The following is an 18243-nucleotide window of genomic DNA, read 5'->3' as shown; positions in this document are numbered from 1 at the left end:
GAACTGCATCAAACAACACAAAACAGTCCTCATTGACCAACAGTTGGCAACCCCTGCCGGAGAAGAACACTGGCATGGCGCGGCCCCCGACCGCTTCATGACCCACCTCGTGCTCTGGGAAGGCCCCGGCGATGGCAGCACCGAAACCACGTGGGGTGAGAAGGTCACCGACGACGAATACAACGCTCCTCGCACCAACCTTCACTGAATCCAGACCCGACAACGCATACAGAAACACCGAGGAATGCAACCCCGTGACTGACATGATGACCGCCCTGTTCGGCGGACACGGCCCGGATTGGGTAGCCCGCGAAGTACCGGTGCCCGAACCCGGGCCCGGCCAGATACTCGTTCGAACCAACGCTGTCGCGCTCAACAACGCCGACCCGCAGATGCTCGCCGAGTTCGATCGCCCGGATTCCGACCACGAGTACATCGCCGGATATGAGTTTTCCGGTCAGGTCGCAGCATTGGGAACTCCACTGTTTCTTGCACTCGCGACTTTCTTACTTCTCGTATCTATCGTCCCGACAGTCGTCCACAACAGTCGCATCGAACGTACTGGTACAGCGTAGCGATTTCACGACATCCCCGTGCAACGCAAAGTGATGTTCAGCCGGCCCGACGACAATCCACTCTCCGGATCTACGCTTCCTGCAATCACTTTCGGCACACCGTGATATGCAAACCGTGACGGCCCGCCGAATACGAAGAGATCACCGGACTGCATTTCCAGATCCATGTACGGCTTGTTTCGGTTCGAAGTGTTCCCGAATCGAAAGATGCAACTCTGCCCGATGCTCAGGGATACGACGGGTTCGTCAGTGCGCTCGTCTTTGTCCTGATGCATTCCCATGCGGGCGTTCTCGTCGTAAAAGTTGATCAGCGCAGTATCCGGCGTGTACAGCTTTCCCGAATCTCCATACGCCTCGACCACAGCATCTCGCCCCAACTCGATCAGCCAATCAGGCAGGAGCGCAACCGGAGCGCCATTCACGTCGTCGGCCGTGCGCGTGTATTTGTACGGTTGCCAGTGCCAGCCGAGGCAGACGGTTTGCACCGACATCTTGTGTCCACCAGGCACAACCGCCGAGCGCATCGGAACGGGCGCACTCGCCCACCGCCGACATTCGCTCACCAGCGTGCGCTGCAGATCTGAACTGAGCCAATCTGGGACGTGGACGGCCCCGGGTGCCACCTCCATTCGAGGACGTGGAATCAGCGCATTCATGATTTCCACGCTACCCAAGCTCTTGACGTCCCCCGACCTCGACTCATATCGTAATCAATAGATTGGTTGATAAAGGAGATGGTTGACAAGTGATCTTGGATCCGGCGGCGGACGAACGCCTCGACAGAGCATTCATGGCACTCGCAGACCCGATACGACGGCGGATCATCGCCCGCCTGAGCACGGGCCCCCTGACGGTCAACGAATTGGCCGAGCCGTTTCAGATCACCAAACAAGCTGTTTCCAAACACATTCAGGTACTCGAAGCCGCCGGGCTGGTGACTCGCAGTCGCGACGCCCAACGACGTCCGGTACATCTCAACGCCGCCGCACTCGAGGCTCTGACGGCCTGGATAGATCGCTGTCGACTGGTCCACGAACAACAGTTTCGCAAGCTCGATCACCTACTCATCACCACGCAGAAGGAGAGTTAGCCATGGGTACCACCACCAACCCCGTCGTCATCACGGCTCCCGAGGGATTGCCGTTTATCGACATCACCCGCGAGTTCGACGCACCTGTCAGTGCGGTGTTCCTGGCCCATTCGGATCCCAACCTGGTCAAGCAGTGGCTCGGGCCCAACGGATACGAGATGGAAGTCGAGGAGTACACCTTCGCGAGTGGCGGCCGATACAAGTACATCCACCACAATCCTGAGGGTGAGGAGTACCGGTTCAACGGAGTGTTTCACGTGGTTCGAGACAATGAATTTGTCATCCAAACTTTCGAATACGAAGGCTTCCCCGATGTCGTCAGCATCGAATCCATGACGTTCGAAGACCTCGGCAACGGCCGTACTCGCCTCTCCGGACACTCCGTGTATCCGAGCCTCGAAGCGCGTGACGGCATGATTGCGAGCAACATGGAACTCGGTGTCCGTGAAGGTTACGAGCGCCTGGACAAGATCGTCACGCAACTCTGATCGACTGTACGACCGAACACTCACTGCGAAAGGCACTCTCATGGACTGGACCCTCGAAGTTGTCATTGTTCCCGTCAGCGATCTCGAACGCTCCATCGCGTTCTACCGGGATCAGATCGGCTTCAACCTCGATCACCACACGGTGAACGAGCACATGACGGTCGCCCAACTCACCCCGCCCGGTTCGGGTTGTTCGATAGTCATCGGCAATCTCCCGTCGCAGACCGAGATGGCACCGGGATCTTTGAAGGGGCTTCAACTCGTAGTCGCCGATGCGGCGGTGGCAAGGGCAGAACTCATCGACCGAGGCGTCGACGCCAGCGAGGTCACTGTTTTCGACGAGCGTGACGGCGGTACCTTCTTCGGTTTCGCCGATCCCGACGGAAACACCTGGGCCGTGCAGCAATTGAAGGTGCGCGGCGAAAAGCCGCTCATTCCAAAGGACTATCGAGATCGTTTCGGCGCCTAGAGGCCGCCTTGCAGACGAAATAATTCGCGGGCATACGCCACACAGGTCCTAATGCGGGACACTCCAATCTCCCGCCCCGCAGGACGACAAGATGCGCGTCGAGCAATGACCCACTCTGGGCGCAATCAATCGCGCTGGGCACCACTGGCGTCCTTGATGTTTCTGCAATTCCCTCGATCAGCATGTGCCAATCGAGGGAATCAACCAATCGATCAACTCACCGGTTCAGCACGCAGTCCGCCTCACTCGGAGGAACAGCAACCGCTTGCCGGGGTAGCTGGACTGCCCTGACTCTTCTGCGGCTTCGGGATGTCGAGGGCAGGGTTGCGATCGAAGAACCCATCGGGCTCGAAGACGAAGCCGATGTGATCGACCGGCATAACCGGCCACTGCTCCGGTTTCGGAAAGTGAAAGGTTCCCAGAACCGGCCACAAAACAAGTTCCGCTCCGTCGATCGAACGATTCTGCTGCTGCCACACGTGCACGCCATCCTCACCCGGTTCAGCGTGATTGGGGTACTGCCCACCGATGAATTGCTCCTTCGGTTCGTATGGCGTTGCCCACAAATGGTTGTGAATGAACGGCGCACGACGAGCCATGACGCTGTCCGGCTTGCAGAACGAACTCGTCGTATTGGGCAAGGTCAGACGATATGCCGTCGGCTCGCCGTACCGGTTCTTCGCGTCGGCACTCTCCACACGCCAATGTCTACCTGTCGACGGGTTGGTCTTCTGCGCGGCATCGACTTCTCGTGTCAGTGGGACCCTGACGGTTCGAACAGCATTGCCATACGGATCGAGTTCGGGATCCGATTCTGTTTCGGCATGCTCTTCGACGAGCCGGTTGAGCGCTCCGTCGACGGCAGCATCCAGGCGAATTCCGAAGTAGTGCTGATGATTCGGAGTCTGTACGTTCTTCGAGACAACGCGCCCGTAGGGCGCTGATTCACCGTCTTCAATTCCCGAAGCCGACATGATTCCGGTTAGTTTGACCTCGAGTTCGATCTTTCCGTCCTGATGAAGTGACCAGTAGAAGCCGTAGTCATAGTTCGCGACGGTCTGAAAGTTCGAGATGATGAGTTTTCTCGCTCGTCGAACCTCACCGACATCGCGCCGCAGATCCATATGCTTCCACAGGATGCTGTTGTCTTCCTCATGCATGCAGATGGCTTGTGGGATCTCTCGAGCGGACCCGTCACCACCGAGCACTGCCACATCGAAATAGTGGATCACTCCGAGGCAATCACAGCCCAGCGCAAGGGAATTAGTCAGCGGACCTGCACCGTACTCGCCCCAGTCGAAGAAGTTCTTGCGGTATTGAGTCGCATTGGAATCCAAGTAGGGGACATACATTTCATTGCACGCCGCGCGCTTGAGAATCGACCGTCCGAAAAAGGTCAAGTCGTACAGGACCAGCCCTTCTCGATGAGTGAATCCGACGCGGAACTCCCAGCCTTGCCAGCTGACCTTCCAGCCGTCCACATCGAAGCTGGTACCTTCCGGCTGAACAACTTCGAGGGGTGCGAGGCCGCTTCGATCCGGCCCCCAGGCACCGGACTCGAAATTCCCGTGCTCATCCGACATCGGTACGACACCGTGATCCTCGACCTCGAGAATCTCCATCGTCTCCATGTCGATGATCGGCACGACACCTTGGACCGGGCGAGCGTATCCGTTGTCGCCCTCGTTCACTCGATGCCAGACGGTTCCCCACGTGACTCGGCGATCTTTGTATCGTTCGGTCTCGAAGCCTCCCATCGACTCTGCGTCAACCATGACCAATGAAACATCGTGGATTCCACGCTTGGCCAGCGCAGCCTTGAATGCAGGATCCGATCGGCAGGCCGCAGCGGCAGCTCTTGCCTCCTCCGACGTAATGCCGGGCCTACGCGAGTCGATCGACCGCCAGTCGACGCATACCGGGACGTCCTTCAGGAGCACATCGACTTCCCAGGCCTTGGCCGCGCCGTAGTCCATCACCACCAGCCCGACTTTTCGTGCGTGGCCGGAATCATCCGGCGCCCGTCGCGCGTGACTCTCGTCGAGAGTGGCTCCCCAGAATCGGACCCGATCGCCGACGCGCGCGTCGGCACGTACCGCAGCAACCGCCGACTCGATCTCGGCTGGACTCAATGGATCCAACCTGTACGTAGTTGCGGGGGCCGACGCCTGCGTCGGTGCGTAGATACTCACTGGCACTCCTGTCTGTCGGACATGGACCGCCTAATCAATAGATCAGCGGTTCAAATTGGATACAATATTACACATGATGCATCCAGTTTCGCATTAGATGCCCAACCGGTGTCAAGATGCACTCCATTGATTAGTCGCAATTCGCCACAGAGATATACAATTTGGGTTAGGTTGGATCCGATAATCGACGGGGGGCGAAGCGCCGCCGGTTCCGCAGGTAGACGCCGAAAGGTCGCCGATGAACATGACCAAGAACGACAGCGACAATGCACTCGTGGACAGCACTGCTGAGGCGATTCGCGCTCAGATCATGTCCGGCGAGATCCCTATCGGAGCGCAACTCGGGCAAGCCGAGCTCGCCAAAACTCTCGGTGTCAGCCGCACTCCGGTACGCGAAGCTCTTCGCCAGCTCCAAGCCGGAGGACTGATCGACATCGTGCCCAATCGTGGTGCCGTCGTCCGGGTTCCCGTGCCATGGGAGGTCCGCGAGGCCTACGAAGTCCGAGCCGAATTAGAAGGACTCGCCTGCGAACGGGCAGTCGACTACATCACGGATCGAACACTTGACGAACTCCGTGAAGCGAACCAGACTCTGCGCGAGGCTCAGAGCAATCCGACGACCGAAGATGCACCCTCCGCCACCACACCGGCAAATGATCGATTCCATCTGCTGATTCATCAGGCTGCAGGCAACGAGCGACTTGCCAAGGTTATCGGCGAACTGAACTCCAACTACCCCCGCAACGTCTCTGCCCTTGTACTCCAAGATAACTCACGGCACCGCGAGGACAACATCCGCGAACACGAACGGATTGTCGAAGCACTCGCTGCCGGCGACAAGGAGACCGCCCGCAATGAAATGAGGGCGCACGTGCTCAATGCCGGCGAGCAATTAGCTCGATGGTACGAGCGTCGATCGGACACTGTGTACAAGGGCTGAAAGCACAAGGACTGAAACCAACTCAACACCATCGAAAAGGTGGGTGGTGCCGCGCACTTGGCGGAACCACCCACCTCCTCAACTCAACGCATCAGTCGCCAGCATCGCTCCGGGCGAGATGAAATCGAGATCCGGCCTCGCGATACCCGTCGCCATGTCCGCCAAGGCAGCTCCGATCGCGGGACCGAACTTGAAGCCGTGTCCCGAACATGCTGCTCCAACCAAGATTTGGGGCCTTCCCGGCAACGCCCCGACTGCAAAACGATTCTGTGGAGCCATCGTGTAGCGGCATGACAGCGCCTCTTCCACCGCACCGTCCGCGGCGGGAAGAAAGCGTCGAACCAGCGCGTGCAAGGTTTCGATCTCGACTTCTGTAGGCGATCTGCGAGGAACAGAAAGATCATCGGCCGGGCCATGATCCAGCCCAACTTTGACCCCGCTCCCGCCGATCGCCGGAATACCGTACAGCAATCCCACCCCTGGTACCTCCACCGAGAACACGCCGAGTCCGGGAGGCGAAAGTAGTTCCGGTTTCGCAGAATCGACATGAATGTTGACGATCCGGACGACATCGAGAAGAGATTCGAATTCCGGCAACAGAGACGACGTCCAGGGGCCCGCACACACCACCACACGATCAGCCCGGATCCGACCTGCTGTCGTGGTCACAATCGCGCCATCGCCGTCCGTCTCGATCTTGACGACTCGGCTCGACTCACGCCGGTCGACTCCACTGCGCCAACCAAGAATTCGCAGTTGCGCCAGAGCGTTCTCCGCGTCGATCACACCGGCCGCCGGATCGTATAGAGCTCGGAAACCTGATCCCAACACCAACCCCGGAAACAGCTGTGCTGCCTGATCATGTTCGAGTAGTTCGCAATTCGGTCCGTCAAGTCCACTGTCGGCATCGATAGCACGCGCATACAGACCACCGGTGGTGGTGATCAACCTGGAGTCACTCTGCTCTTCCACATCCGCCCAGGCCTCGTATGCCTTGTCCACCAGGGGATACCAGATCGGATTCGGGTACGCCCGACGAATCATTCGCGTACGGCCGTGGGAGGAACCCTCACTGTGCATTCCCCCGAACTGCTCCAGATTGACAACCCTCAGCCCGCGACGAGCCAAATGCCACGCAGTGGAACTGCCGTATATCCCACCTCCGACAACAACAACATCGGTATGCTCGACCCGTTCGACAACCGACGTACCTCGAGCCGTACTACCGAGAGATGAAGACTTGTTCACAACAACCGGCCCACCGGCACTAGAGAGCAGTGCTGCCTCGAGTGCGTCCAGGTCGTCAGTATCGTTGTAGACGTGCACCGATGCCCGAACCACGCATTCGAGCCCTCGATGCCCCAGATCCCACTGACCGTGCGATGCAGGCACGGCCACGACACGAATGCCTTTGCGCCGAAGGACTTCCTTCGTCTCCCGCGGATCCTGACCGGAGACGATGAACGTGACGATTCCGCCACCCGAAGCAGGCGGATCCACGACGGTCACGCCCTTGATTGCCGACAACCTGGACCGCATCCGACTCGCTAAACCTTCCACGTGAGCGGCCACCACCTCGATTCCGGTCGCTTGTGCCTGCGCCAGTGCAACTCCGAACCCGAGCTGCAACGCATGAGGCGCCTCCCAGGTTTCGAATCGCTTTGCACTCGAGTCCAATTCAAAGGTCTTCGCACTACTCCATTCCGCGCCGCGAACGTCCGGCGACAACGGCCTCAACGATTCACGAACGGTAGGCGAGACGTACAAGAGTCCGGTTCCTCGCGGTCCCCGCAAAAACTTCCGCCCTGTTGCAACCAGAATGTCACAGCCGATGGTCCGAACGTCAACCGGCAGTTGGCCGACGGACTGAGTGGCATCAAGGAGGAACAGCACTCCTCTGGACCGACACAGAGCGCCGACCTCGTCAACCGGTTCGATCAGCCCGGAAGAGGTGGGCACATGCGCAACAGTAACCAAACGGGCCGGGCGCTCCAGCGCTTGTTCCAGACGCTCGAGATCTATTCGCCCACTGTCATCGGAGGGAATGATTTCTACGACTATTCCAAGAGACTTCTCCAACTCGAGAAGGTTGATTGCGGAGCTCACGTAAGTGGACCGTGACACCAGGACCCGGTCGCCGGCACCCAGCCGTAATGCCTCGATGATCCGTTGCCAGCCGGTAGTAGCGCTCTGCATCAGTGCGATGTCCGTCTCGTCTGCCCCGAGAAGCCCAGCAGCCAGGCCGTACACGGCATCGATTCGATCGCGGACCAGCGCGTCAGCTTCGTAGCCGCCGAGCCTCGACTCCAGTCTCAAGTGAGATTCGACAGCCGAAAGGACTGCGGCCGTTGGCAATGCAGCTCCTGCAGCGTTGAGGTGATGGGAACCTGCCCAACCGGGTGTCTCTGCACGCTCAGTCGCCACGTCGATCGCAGCGGTGTCCACAAATCCCGATGTCATCGCATTCAACTCCTCCAGGGGAACGATCCCCACAGTTCTAGGATCCTTACACTAACAGTTTGTATCCAATCTGACCACAGATGGACACATATTAGGTCGTGGGATGCAAAAACCCCCGAAACACCGAGACGCTTCGGGGGCTCTTGAGCGAGACAGATTAGAGTCGGATGACAACACTCTTCGACTCGCAAAAACCGTGCAGCGCTTCATCTCCGAGATCGCGACCGAGGCCCGAATCGCCCCGCCCGCCGAACGGCAATGCCGGATCGAAGACGTTGTAGGTATTCACCCAGACGGTACCCACCGACAACCCGGCGGCCATTCTGTGCGCACGTGCGAGATCGTTGGTCCACACGCCTGCCGCCAGTCCGTACGAGGTGTCATTGGCGATAGCCAATGCATCGAGTTCGGTGTCGAAGGCTATGACACCGACAACCGGACCGAAAATCTCTTCCCGTGCAATGGTCATCGAATTGTCCACGCCGGTAAACAATGTCGGTTCCACGAAATATCCTGGCCGATCAGGCACCCCGCCGCCCACCGCGACAACGGCGCCCTCTTCCTTTCCGATCTCGATGTACCGCAACACTTGTTCACGCTGCTCCGCCGAAACCAACGGTCCCACAGTCACACCCCCATCGAGACCGTTACCCAGGGATACATTCCGTACAGCCGCGGACAAACGTTCGATCATCTCGTCCAGAATTGTCCGCTGCACCAGCAAACGACTCCCCGCAGTGCACATCTGACCCGAATGCCCAAAGGAGGCACGCATTGCCGTCAGCACAGCGGCGTCCAGGTCGGCATCCTCGAAGACAATGTTGGGGCTCTTGCCGCCCAATTCCAGGGTCAGTCGTTTGCTGGTCGGCGCTGCTGCCGCCATTACCAGTCGACCCACGTCGGTGGACCCCGTGAAAGATACTTTTGCCACCGACGGATGCTCTACCAACTGTGCCCCGACGGTGCCGTCTCCGGTCAGGACATTCACAACGCCAGGTGGAACCCCGGCCTCTTCGCAGATGCCGGCGATTCGCAGCATTGTCAACGGAGTCTGCTCTGCGGGCTTGACCACGACAGTGCATCCCGCGGCAAGCGCAGGAGCAAGTTTGAAACAACCCGTCATAATCGGGAAATTCCACGGCAGGATCAGTGCGACAACTCCAACGGGTTCTCTGGTGGTGTAAACATGGTGATTGCCTCCGTCCACGGGCACCGTCGTCCCCGTCAACCGCGAGGGTGCGCCGGCGAAATGCCGGAATGTCCTGGCACTCATCAACGTATCGGCCCTCGAGCGCTCGATGGGCTTACCGTTGTCGAGGGTCTCGAGAACTGCGAGTTCCTCGACTCGATCCTCGATCAGGTCAGCGATTCTCGTCAGTATTCGTGACCGTTCCATCGGATCAAGCCCACGCCACCGCGCATCCACATGGGCTGAGTGTGCGGCTGTGACAGCGGCTTGGACGTCCTCGGATGTCGCAGAAATCGCTTGTGTCAAAACCTTTCCGTTCGATGGATCGATGACATCGAACAGTTCACGGCCGTCCGATGCAATCCACTCACCACCCAGGAACAGCTTCTCCTCGGCTGGCAATGTCGGCAACGACGGTGCAGTCATGTTTGATCTCCTTTGTATTTTCGGTCGACATCACGAGTACACGGAGACTTTCCCCGGCCTCTGCCATGACCACCAGTTCGGATCATGTCCCGGCCACACCTCGGTACCCGACTCCTGCTCCATGTCCGCCAAGCGATCGATCGAATACTGCGCGGCGGTGCTGTAATTCGCATCAACCATCCATCCGGGGCGGCGACGCTCGAGTATGTTCTCGCGCAGATCCGCGGCGTCGAAGGCGAGGACGATTGTCCTGGTCCCGAGAGAGACCGCGAAGGACTGATGTCCTGGTGTGTGCCCTGGAGTATCGACAGCCTTCAAACCAGGTGCAAGCACGGTGTCACCGTCGACTGTCACCACGGTTAATCCGTCAATCTGGTAGTCATCGCGAAAGTAACAGTGGCTCAGCGTCGCTACCGTATTCGCGAACTCCCATTCTCGACGCTGGACAAACACCGGCGGGCCGTCGACGAAGTGCCTGAGCCCCCCGGAGTGATCAAGGTGGAGGTGCGACATGGCGGCGCCCACCAGCTTCGACCACACCAGGCCGGCAGCTTCTGTCTGATCGAGCAGCGGGTCCCCCGGAGGCACGACCGCCGTGTAACTCTCGTAGTTGAAGACGGAAGCCCTACGCGCCGGGTCACGGATGACGTCAACATTGAATCCGGTGTCGAGCAGGATCCAATCCCCGTTCTGGTACTCGACCGCCGCAGCCGTCACCGGTTCGAGAAGAAATGTCGTACGCGATCCACCTTCCATGGACATCGACTCCGCGATTGGTTCATAGCCGAGTACAAAATGGTGGAGGGCGACGGGGAGCGAGTCCAGTTCCAGAAGCGGCTGAGCGCCAATGCCTATCGGGGTTGCGGCCAAGGCTCTGCGACCGCATCGAAAACTGCCTTGGCTGTGGTTCGGATACAGCGAGCCATTTCGCGTTCCCCGTTCTCAGCCGTAGCCAACTCGACCTCGCGACCCCAGACTCCACTCTTGCTCACTTGATCAGTTCGGTAGTCCCAGAACGTGTCACGGTCCTCGAGCGACTCCGCACGATCCATATGCACCACCTCGGGATCGATATGTAGCATCAACGACGTCTCGAAGTAGTTGGCGTGCATCAATCCTCGCCCGTAGGTGACTTTTCCGTCGACCTCCGGTCCCGGGTACATCGTGACGTAGAAGATGCACCGAACTCGCGCGTCGGAGTACTTCACCCGCAATTTGTCCGCCGCTACCTCCATCGGGCCGGCGTTCCAGGTGTGTGCATTCACGAAAACGAACTGTCGAACCCCGAGGGAGTACAGCGAATCCACGATGTCCTCGAGCACCGAGATCATCGTCTCCGGCCTCAATGTCAAAGTCCCCGGCAAATTGCCGTGGGAACCGGAGACTCCGTAGACCAATGGAGGTACCACCGGCACCCCCGTCAGTGCTGAAACGCCCAGACACACATGATGGGCGATCTCGCCGTCCACACACAGACCCAGGTGGGGTCCGTGTTGTTCAGTGGCGCCCAAAGGAATCAAGACCGCATCGGTTCGTTCGACCACGTGCGCGCACTCCGGTGCCGTCAGCCGTTCCCATTGGACCGGTTTGCCGCTGCCGCCGTACTGCGTCACCAATTCGGGTTCGACAAGGGGGTTGTACAGCCGCGCACCGCTGTCCGTCATACCGACACCTCGAGCTCGAGCAGCTTGGCCATGTTCAGACCCTCCACCTTCGCACGGTCCGCAGCATCAGGAATAGCCTTCTTGATCTTGAAGCGTTCGAGATCGAAATCGCTACCGGGCCATTCCGTGCCCATCAAGATCTTGTCCGGACCCAATCGCCCGTAGGCACGCTTGACATCCGAGAGGAGTGTCGCTGACGTGTCGAGATAGATATTCGGATTACGCTCGGCAACAGTGATGGCATCCGGGACGTTCCACACCGCCCCCATATGGGCGATGATCGTCGGGACCTCCGGAAAATACTTGGCAACTTCCTCGATCGCGAACGGAGAACAGAATGCATCGTCCAAGGCATTAACGAGAACGATCATTCCCGCATCCGCACAGGCTTGAAAGATCGGATCCAGCAGACCGTGATCGGAAACCATGTATCCATGCATAGACGGATGTAGCTTCAGTCCCGGCAGCCCAGCTGCCGCGAGGCGCTGTACCTCCTCGATCGCATCGTCCGCCTGTGGCATGACCTGCCCGAATCCGAAGAGTCGATCGGGCTGCTGCGCAACAAGATCGATGAGAAAGTCGTTTTCAATGCGCTGGGCAAGAGAACACACCATCGCTTTGTCCACGCCGGCGGCATCCATCCGGTCGATCAAACGACTCACGTCGAACGGAGCGTACGGCGGGGGCGTCTCGCCTCGCCGTACACCGGTCAGATAGTCCGATCGACCACGGACATCCTGCGTAGTGTTGTAAGCATCGATAATCATAAAGCTACATTTTCCCTTCGAAATATCACTGAACAATTCAGAATTACGTCGACGCAGAGAGGAACTTCCGTTTGGGGCCACGCAGTCGCGGTATCGCGGCCATCAGTCTCTTGGTGTACGGATCCTGCGGATTTTGCAGTACCGCAGCACAATTCCCGTATTCGAGGATCTTTCCGCGATTCATCACACTCACCGTGTCCGCATACTTTCCGACCACTCCCAGATCGTGGGTGATCAACAGAACGGCAGTGTTCATCGAACGCGCCATCTCCGCTATCAGCGTCAGGATTTGCGCCTGGATAGTGACATCCAGCGCGGTTGTCGGCTCGTCCGCGACCAGTACCCGCGGCTCGCAGGCCAAGGCGATCGCAATCATCACCCGTTGCCGCATACCACCCGAAAACTCGTGTGGATAGGACCTGGCAGCCTTCTTCGGATCCCGAATACCCACCGCGGCAAGCATCTCGACTGCTCGATCGGCCGCCTCACGGCGTGACAGTCCTGCATTGACCTCCAAGGTCTCCGCGATTTGCCGTCCGACTCGGTGCATGGGGTTCAGACTCCGCATCGGATCCTGGAACACCATCGACAAATCACGTCCGCGCAGTCGACGCATCGTTTTCTCTTCGGCGCCAAGGAGATTCAGTCCACCGAACTCGACAGATCCTTCGATCGTCGTCCCCGGGCCGTGAGTTAATCCCATCATCGTCGAACCGGACACGGACTTGCCCGATCCGGATTCACCCACGAGCGCATGTATCCGCCCCGGGTAGAGATCGAGATCCACTCCGTCCACGGCCACTACCGGTCCATGATCGGTCGCGAAGGTGACACGCAAACCAGCGACCCTCATGACCGGGTCGGGGCTCGAACCTGCGGCATCGACTACCGATACTTCTCTATCCACGACGCAACCTCGGATCCACACTCAGCATTGCCAGATCGACAATTGCGTTGACCAGGGTGAACAACAGCGCGATCGCAAGCGCAGCGCCTTGAAGCAAGAAGTAGTCCCGTCGATCGACCGCCTCGACCAGCAAGCTGCCGACACCTGGGTAGGAGAACACAGCTTCGGTGATGACTGCCCCTCCGAGAAGCCCACCCAACTGCAGTCCACTCGTCGTCAGGATCGGAACCGAAGCATTTCGCAGGATGTGTTTGACTTCGATATCGCGCTCCGACAAACCCTTCATTCGAGCGGTCCTGACGAAAGCCTGAGATCGCGAGTCGAGAAATGCCGCGCGGGTCACGCGTGTGAGAAAACCTGCACTCGTCGCGGCCAGTGTGAAAGCCGGCAGTATCAAATGCATCAACCATGGGCCGATCAATCCGTAGTTGTTCTGCAACACGGCATCTACGAGAATGAATCCGGTAGTCGGCTCGTAGTCGATGCTCGACGGCAGGCGACCGAGGATCGGCAGCCAACCAAGTTCGACACCGAAGACAATGATCGCGACCAACGCCACGACGAACCACGGCAAGCTGAATCCGATTGTCGAGCCGACCCGAATGATGCTGTCCACCCAGCTGCCCTTGGTTCGAGCCGCGATGATGCCGGTCGTAATGCCCATCAACGTCGTCAGGATCACCGCCGCGAAGGCCAACTCGATGGTTGCCGGGACTGCGTCCGCCAACGAACTCGCTACGCTGCGCCCCGAGTAGAAGGAATCACCGAGATCGCCGGTGAAGATACCGGTCAGATAATTCCAAAACTGCACGGGAAGAGAGGCATCCAACCCGAGACTGGCGCGAACGCCTTCGATCTCCTCTGCTGTGATGCCGGCATCGGAACTCGTCAACTGATCTACCGGGTCGCCCGGCAGCATATGGGCGACGAAGAACACGATCACCGCCACCACCAAACCGATTACCGGCACCATCAACAGTCGACGCACCACTGCAGATCCCATCAGCCTCTGCAGTCCACTCGGCTCGACAGTTGTGTATTCGTACGGTGTAAGTTTCACCGCCTCAGCAGTACTCATCATCGTCCTTCGATATCGAGCGCATCACGCAAGTCGTCACCGGAGAGGTTGGCTGCCACTGCGAAGAGAGTGATCAACAATCCCGGAATAAGGCACAGCATCGGATACGCGAAGATGAACTCTTGCCCCGACCGAACCATGTAACCCCAGTCGGGGGCACTCGCGTCCTGCCCGAGCCCCAGATACGACAGCGCAGACGACAGTCCGGCAGTTACCGCGATCGTCGAAGTTGCTTGCACCAGAAGCTGGCCGGAGATATTCGGAAGAACCTCGAGGACCACGATTCGGGGACCTCGGAAACCGAGCGCCTTCGCAGAACGAATATAGTCTTGTCCTCGCTCAGCGAGCGTCAAGTTACGTGCCAGTCGCGCGAAGTACGGGACCTGCGACACCGTGATGGCCACGATCATGTTTCCGACTCCGCCGCCGAGCAGTGCGACCATCAAGATCGCGACCAAGACCAGTGGAAACGCCAACACAACATCCATCGTCCTCATCACCACCGAATCCGCCGCGCCACCGAGATAGCCGGCGAACATCCCCGCTGCAGTACCGATCACACCCGCCAGTACCGCACTCCCGACACAGACCATCAACAGGGGCTGTCCGCCGGCCAGCAGCCTCGCCAGGAGATCTCGACCGAGTTCATCCGTGCCCATCAGGTGCCCGGAACTGCCGATCGGTAGAAAGGACTCCGAATCCTGTGCCAGCGGATCAGCACTGATCAGCATCGGCCCGATCAACAGCACGACAATGTAGGTCGCCAGCGTGCCCCAGGAAAACCAAGCCAACGGCTTGCGCAGCATGCGCCGACGGCCGAAGCCCATGCGCAATGCCTGGAAACTCTTCTGCGAGGCAGGTTCCCGCACACCGAACGACTCGGCATCGCCGATCGCACTCATGCCGTCAGAGCCGCTGTCGCAAGCTGCGCGCGCTGACTGCCGAGCGGCTCGGCACCGATCTCGGCGGCGCCGTTGGAAGCCACGATGTTTCGCGTGTACGCAATCATCGCGATCGCCATGAACTTGTCCGCAAAAAGGGTCTGAGCCCGGGTGTACAGGTCGGTTCGCACGCTGACGTCGGTAGTTTGCCGCGCTTGGTACAAGAGATCGTCGATCTCGGCCATCACGGCGGGGTCGAGCGTCGCGTGTCCTGTTGCTCGATTCGCATAGCTACTCGCCGACCCCAGCATGGTTCCCGTCTTGTCGTCCGGATCGGGGATGTATCCATTCCGTTCCCACATCGCCAACTCATGATTTCCGATGTCGAAGAATCGGCTGGAAAATGCCCCTGGATCAAGGAGTTCCACCTTCGGCACCAATCCGATCGCCTTCAAGTTCTCTTCCACGATCTGCGCGGCTCGCGGATACCAGTTGTTGTTCTGAGCGATGAAACCGACTTCCTTGCCCGTCGCGCCCGCAGCGGCGACTAGAGCCTTTGCCGCCTCGAGATCGCGCTTCGAGATACTCGCGAGGTCGGAGTTGTATCCGATGTCTGTCGGGCTGAGTGTGTATCCCGTTGGCTCCTCGCCAAATCCGGAGAAGGCGTTCTTCACGATCTGCGAACGATCGATGCACATGTTGACTGCTTTACGAACATTCAGGTCGCTGAGCACTCCCTTGGTGACATTCATCATCATGAAAATGTTGACGCGGTTCGGAGTGTCGTACACCGTCACCTTCGGATTCTTACCCAGCGACTCTGCCGCCGAATGCACGACGAACGACGACGCATTGACTTGACCAGATTGCAGTCCGGCATTCAGCGAGGATGCATCCGAGACCTGCTGTAGAACCAATCGGTCGAGGACAGGGGATCCACCCCAGTACCCATCGAATGCTTCTAGCGTAATCGACTGCTGGGGAGTAAGTTTCGCGAGCTTGAATGGTCCGGTACCGATGAGGTGCTGTCCGACGTCCACACCGTACTGCTCAATCGACTTCGCCGAGAGAATGCGGGTCGAGATATCCGAAAGTCGAGCCGGCAGAATCAGGTCAGGCCGAATCAAGCGCACCGCGAAGGTGCGATCGTCCACCGCGACCACCTCACGAATGTTTCGAGCCGTCGAACCGCGCATCGGACGCGACGAGGCCGGAGGCAAGGCTGGATCACCGTCGACAAGTTGACGATTGAAGGTTCGAACGCAGTCCTGCGCAGTAAGGAAGGAACCGTCGTGGAATGTGACCCCTTCCCGCATCGTGAACGTCACCGTCAGACCATCGGCCGACGTATCGACCGCAGACGCAAGATCGAGCTGCATTTCAGGGTTGACGAAGTCGAAACGTGTCAGTCCGCTGCAAATCGTATCGACCGCAAGCCAGTCTCCCAACGTCGTATACACGGCGGGATCCACTGTGCCATTTGTGCCGTCGATCGCGAAGGTCAGCGTTCCACCTTTGCGAATCTCCGCCATATTCGCATTCGCGCCGCTGGAGTCGGGATTCTGCCCACATGCCGTCAGGAACGCACCAACCCCCATGGTGCCCAACCCGACGACGCCGGCATTGACCATGAATCCTCTACGCGTCATACGCACGGGGACGATCAATTCGCCGTTGTCCCCACGATTTTCGTTGTCACGCCACTTCGAAAACGTCATCTGAGTTTCTCCCATTCACCGGATCGCTGTGTCGAACGTAGCAGGTTGGATCCAATAGATGCCTTAACGCATCCACTTGTTAACAGGGGTGTTACGCAGGATGCGATTCTTCAATTCGCCGTAACGTGAGTGAACTCGTCGAGATCGGGAACCGCGTCGAGCAACATCTGTGTATACGGGTCAGAGGGAACGGTCACTACCTGTTCGGCATCTCCGATTTCAACCAGCAACCCGTTGCGCATCACAGCAATTCGGTCACACATATGTCGAACGACACCCAGATCGTGGGAGACGAACACGATCGTCAACTCCAACCGAGCCCGAAGCTCGACCAACAAATCGAGGACCTGCGCCTGAACCGACACGTCAAGAGCGGATACGGGTTCATCGGCAATAAGAACCTGTGGCTGCGCGGCAAGCGCCCTCGCTATGACCACCCGTTGCAACTGACCGCCGGAAGCCTCCGACGGATATCGGTGCGCAAACGACGCTGGCAATCCGACCGATTCCAGCAGAGTGGCCACAGCATCGGACGACCCGGCCTTACCGGTTCGAACACCGAGAGCATCGGCGAGCGCGCTGCCGATGCGTCTGCGCCGGTTGAGTGCACTGCCCGGGTCCTGGAAGACCATCTGTAGATCCAGGCGAGTGCTTCGAGGCAACCGAAGGTTCGACGGCAGCGGCTGACCCAAGTACGAAATGGAACCTGCATGGACCTTCTCCAGCCCGGCCATCGCACGAGCCAGACTGGACTTACCGGAACCGGATTCACCCACCAACCCCAAGGTCTCCCCCTTCACGACTTCAAGGGTGATACCGCGTACCGCGTGCGTCTTGGAACCAAAAGATGCTCCTGGATAGACGATATGGACGTCATCCACGTTCATGATCGGATATGTGTGCGTGCTCGGTTCAGTCATTTCTGCCTTCCTTGACGTGTGTATGTCCCCCGACAACGACTCCCGACTGCAGCACCAGTGCGATATCACCAGGCTCAGCGAGACAACTCGGATGCTCGAGCGGATCGCGCACCGTGGTAACACCCGTCGCCAACGTATCGCGTAGAAACGGCACTGCTCGCAGGATCTTCAAAGACTCGGGCTCGGTCAACATATCCACTTTGTTGCCACCGGGAACCGCCGTCATGTGCGTGTGCGCGTCGATGAATCCGGGCAGCACCGACGCGCCGGCAAGATCGATCACGAAAAGTCGATCCGGATCCGAAATCGTGCCCCTGAGAATGGTTCCCGATGGCGCGGACCGAACGATCCGGCCATTCTCGATCAACAGTTCCCAGCCGGTATGCGGCACCGCTCCAGTTCCGTCGACAACCCGGGCATTGGTCAGCAGCATGGATCCACTCATCGGCCATACCTTCCCCGAGTTGCCAGCACTCGAC

At 58.9% G+C, this 18243-nt stretch carries 18 protein-coding genes and 1 pseudogene; 6 read left to right on the top strand and 13 right to left on the bottom strand.

Annotated elements, in window-relative coordinates; genetic code table 11:
• Positions 1-43: 43 nt before the first annotated feature.
• Both QM600_RS01950 and QM600_RS01945 read left to right on the top strand, forming a co-directional pair.
• Positions 44-208: a cupin domain-containing protein gene (locus QM600_RS01950; protein ID WP_283259794.1), complete on the top strand. Its 165-nt coding sequence runs from the start codon at positions 44-46 to the stop codon at positions 206-208.
• Positions 209-254: 46 nt separating this feature from the next.
• Positions 255-575 carry an MDR/zinc-dependent alcohol dehydrogenase-like family protein gene (locus QM600_RS01945; RefSeq protein WP_283259793.1) on the top strand — a complete coding sequence of 107 codons (321 nt, stop codon included), beginning with the start codon at positions 255-257 and terminating at the stop codon, positions 573-575.
• A 5-nt stretch (positions 576-580) separates the two neighbouring features.
• Here QM600_RS01945 and QM600_RS01940 read toward each other — a convergent pair whose 3' ends face one another.
• Positions 581-1231 (bottom strand): alpha-ketoglutarate-dependent dioxygenase AlkB family protein, encoded by a 651-nt coding sequence (locus QM600_RS01940; protein WP_283259792.1) that lies wholly within the window; start codon positions 1229-1231, stop codon positions 581-583.
• 89 nt (positions 1232-1320) lie between these two features.
• Here QM600_RS01940 and QM600_RS01935 point away from each other — a divergent pair, with 89 nt between their 5' ends.
• From QM600_RS01935 to QM600_RS01925, 3 genes are read left to right on the top strand one after another with little or no spacing between them, the layout of a single operon-like run.
• The gene (locus QM600_RS01935; RefSeq protein ID WP_283259791.1) at positions 1321-1665 is read left to right on the top strand and encodes an ArsR/SmtB family transcription factor; all 345 of its coding nucleotides are present in this window, start codon (positions 1321-1323) and stop codon (positions 1663-1665) included.
• A 2-nt stretch (positions 1666-1667) separates the two neighbouring features.
• Entirely contained in the window at positions 1668-2153 is a 486-nt protein-coding gene (locus QM600_RS01930; protein WP_283259790.1) for an SRPBCC family protein, read from the top strand.
• 40 nt (positions 2154-2193) lie between these two features.
• The gene (locus QM600_RS01925) at positions 2194-2622 is read left to right on the top strand and encodes a VOC family protein (protein ID WP_283259789.1); all 429 of its coding nucleotides are present in this window, start codon (positions 2194-2196) and stop codon (positions 2620-2622) included.
• Between the two features lie 242 nt (positions 2623-2864).
• On the opposite strand, the gene QM600_RS01920 is transcribed toward QM600_RS01925, so the two are convergent.
• On the bottom strand, positions 2865-4814 hold the full coding sequence (locus QM600_RS01920) for a primary-amine oxidase (protein WP_283259788.1): 1950 nt from the start codon (positions 4812-4814) through the stop codon (positions 2865-2867).
• Positions 4815-5058: 244 nt separating this feature from the next.
• On the opposite strand from QM600_RS01920, the gene QM600_RS01915 reads away from it, so the two are divergent.
• A complete protein-coding gene (locus tag QM600_RS01915; RefSeq protein WP_283259787.1) occupies positions 5059-5754 on the top strand; it encodes a GntR family transcriptional regulator in 696 nt (231 codons plus the stop codon).
• A gap of 78 nt (positions 5755-5832) precedes the next feature.
• Here the strand turns inward: QM600_RS01915 and solA are convergent, their stop codons facing one another.
• From solA to QM600_RS01860, 11 genes and pseudogenes are all read right to left on the bottom strand, one after another.
• Complete coding sequence (gene solA / locus QM600_RS01910) at positions 5833-8214, bottom strand: N-methyl-L-tryptophan oxidase (RefSeq protein WP_283259786.1); 2382 nt, start codon at positions 8212-8214, stop codon at positions 5833-5835.
• A 157-nt stretch (positions 8215-8371) separates the two neighbouring features.
• Positions 8372-9829 (bottom strand): aldehyde dehydrogenase family protein, encoded by a 1458-nt coding sequence (locus tag QM600_RS01905; protein ID WP_283259785.1) that lies wholly within the window; start codon positions 9827-9829, stop codon positions 8372-8374.
• A 30-nt stretch (positions 9830-9859) separates the two neighbouring features.
• Complete coding sequence (locus QM600_RS01900) at positions 9860-10699, bottom strand: N-acyl homoserine lactonase family protein (protein ID WP_283259784.1); 840 nt, start codon at positions 10697-10699, stop codon at positions 9860-9862.
• Between the two features lie 80 nt (positions 10700-10779).
• Positions 10780-11493, bottom strand: a pseudogene (locus tag QM600_RS01895) (creatininase family protein); the annotation flags it as partial.
• Complete coding sequence (locus QM600_RS01890; protein ID WP_283259782.1) at positions 11490-12260, bottom strand: amidohydrolase family protein; 771 nt, start codon at positions 12258-12260, stop codon at positions 11490-11492. The gene QM600_RS01890 and the pseudogene QM600_RS01895, both read right to left, overlap by 4 nt.
• Positions 12261-12303: 43 nt before the next feature.
• Positions 12304-13167: an ATP-binding cassette domain-containing protein gene (locus tag QM600_RS01885; RefSeq protein ID WP_283259781.1), complete on the bottom strand. Its 864-nt coding sequence runs from the start codon at positions 13165-13167 to the stop codon at positions 12304-12306.
• On the bottom strand, positions 13160-14245 hold the full coding sequence (locus tag QM600_RS01880; protein ID WP_283259780.1) for an ABC transporter permease: 1086 nt from the start codon (positions 14243-14245) through the stop codon (positions 13160-13162). Before QM600_RS01880 ends, QM600_RS01885 begins: the two co-directional genes overlap by 8 nt.
• Positions 14245-15147, bottom strand: coding sequence for an ABC transporter permease (locus tag QM600_RS01875; protein WP_283259779.1), 903 nt, complete (start codon positions 15145-15147; stop codon positions 14245-14247). Before QM600_RS01875 ends, QM600_RS01880 begins: the two co-directional genes overlap by 1 nt.
• A complete protein-coding gene (locus QM600_RS01870) occupies positions 15144-16844 on the bottom strand; it encodes an ABC transporter substrate-binding protein (RefSeq protein WP_283259778.1) in 1701 nt (566 codons plus the stop codon). The genes QM600_RS01875 and QM600_RS01870 overlap by 4 nt, the downstream gene beginning before the upstream one ends.
• A gap of 110 nt (positions 16845-16954) precedes the next feature.
• On the bottom strand, positions 16955-17764 hold the full coding sequence (locus tag QM600_RS01865) for an ABC transporter ATP-binding protein (RefSeq protein WP_283259777.1): 810 nt from the start codon (positions 17762-17764) through the stop codon (positions 16955-16957).
• Complete coding sequence (locus tag QM600_RS01860) at positions 17757-18209, bottom strand: amidohydrolase family protein (protein ID WP_283259776.1); 453 nt, start codon at positions 18207-18209, stop codon at positions 17757-17759. Before QM600_RS01860 ends, QM600_RS01865 begins: the two co-directional genes overlap by 8 nt.
• Positions 18210-18243: the final 34 nt, after the last annotated feature.

Source organism: Rhodococcus sp. IEGM 1379, assembly GCF_030056815.1.
Classification (GTDB): domain Bacteria; phylum Actinomycetota; class Actinomycetes; order Mycobacteriales; family Mycobacteriaceae; genus Rhodococcus_F.
This window is presented reverse-complemented; position numbering and strand designations above follow the sequence as displayed.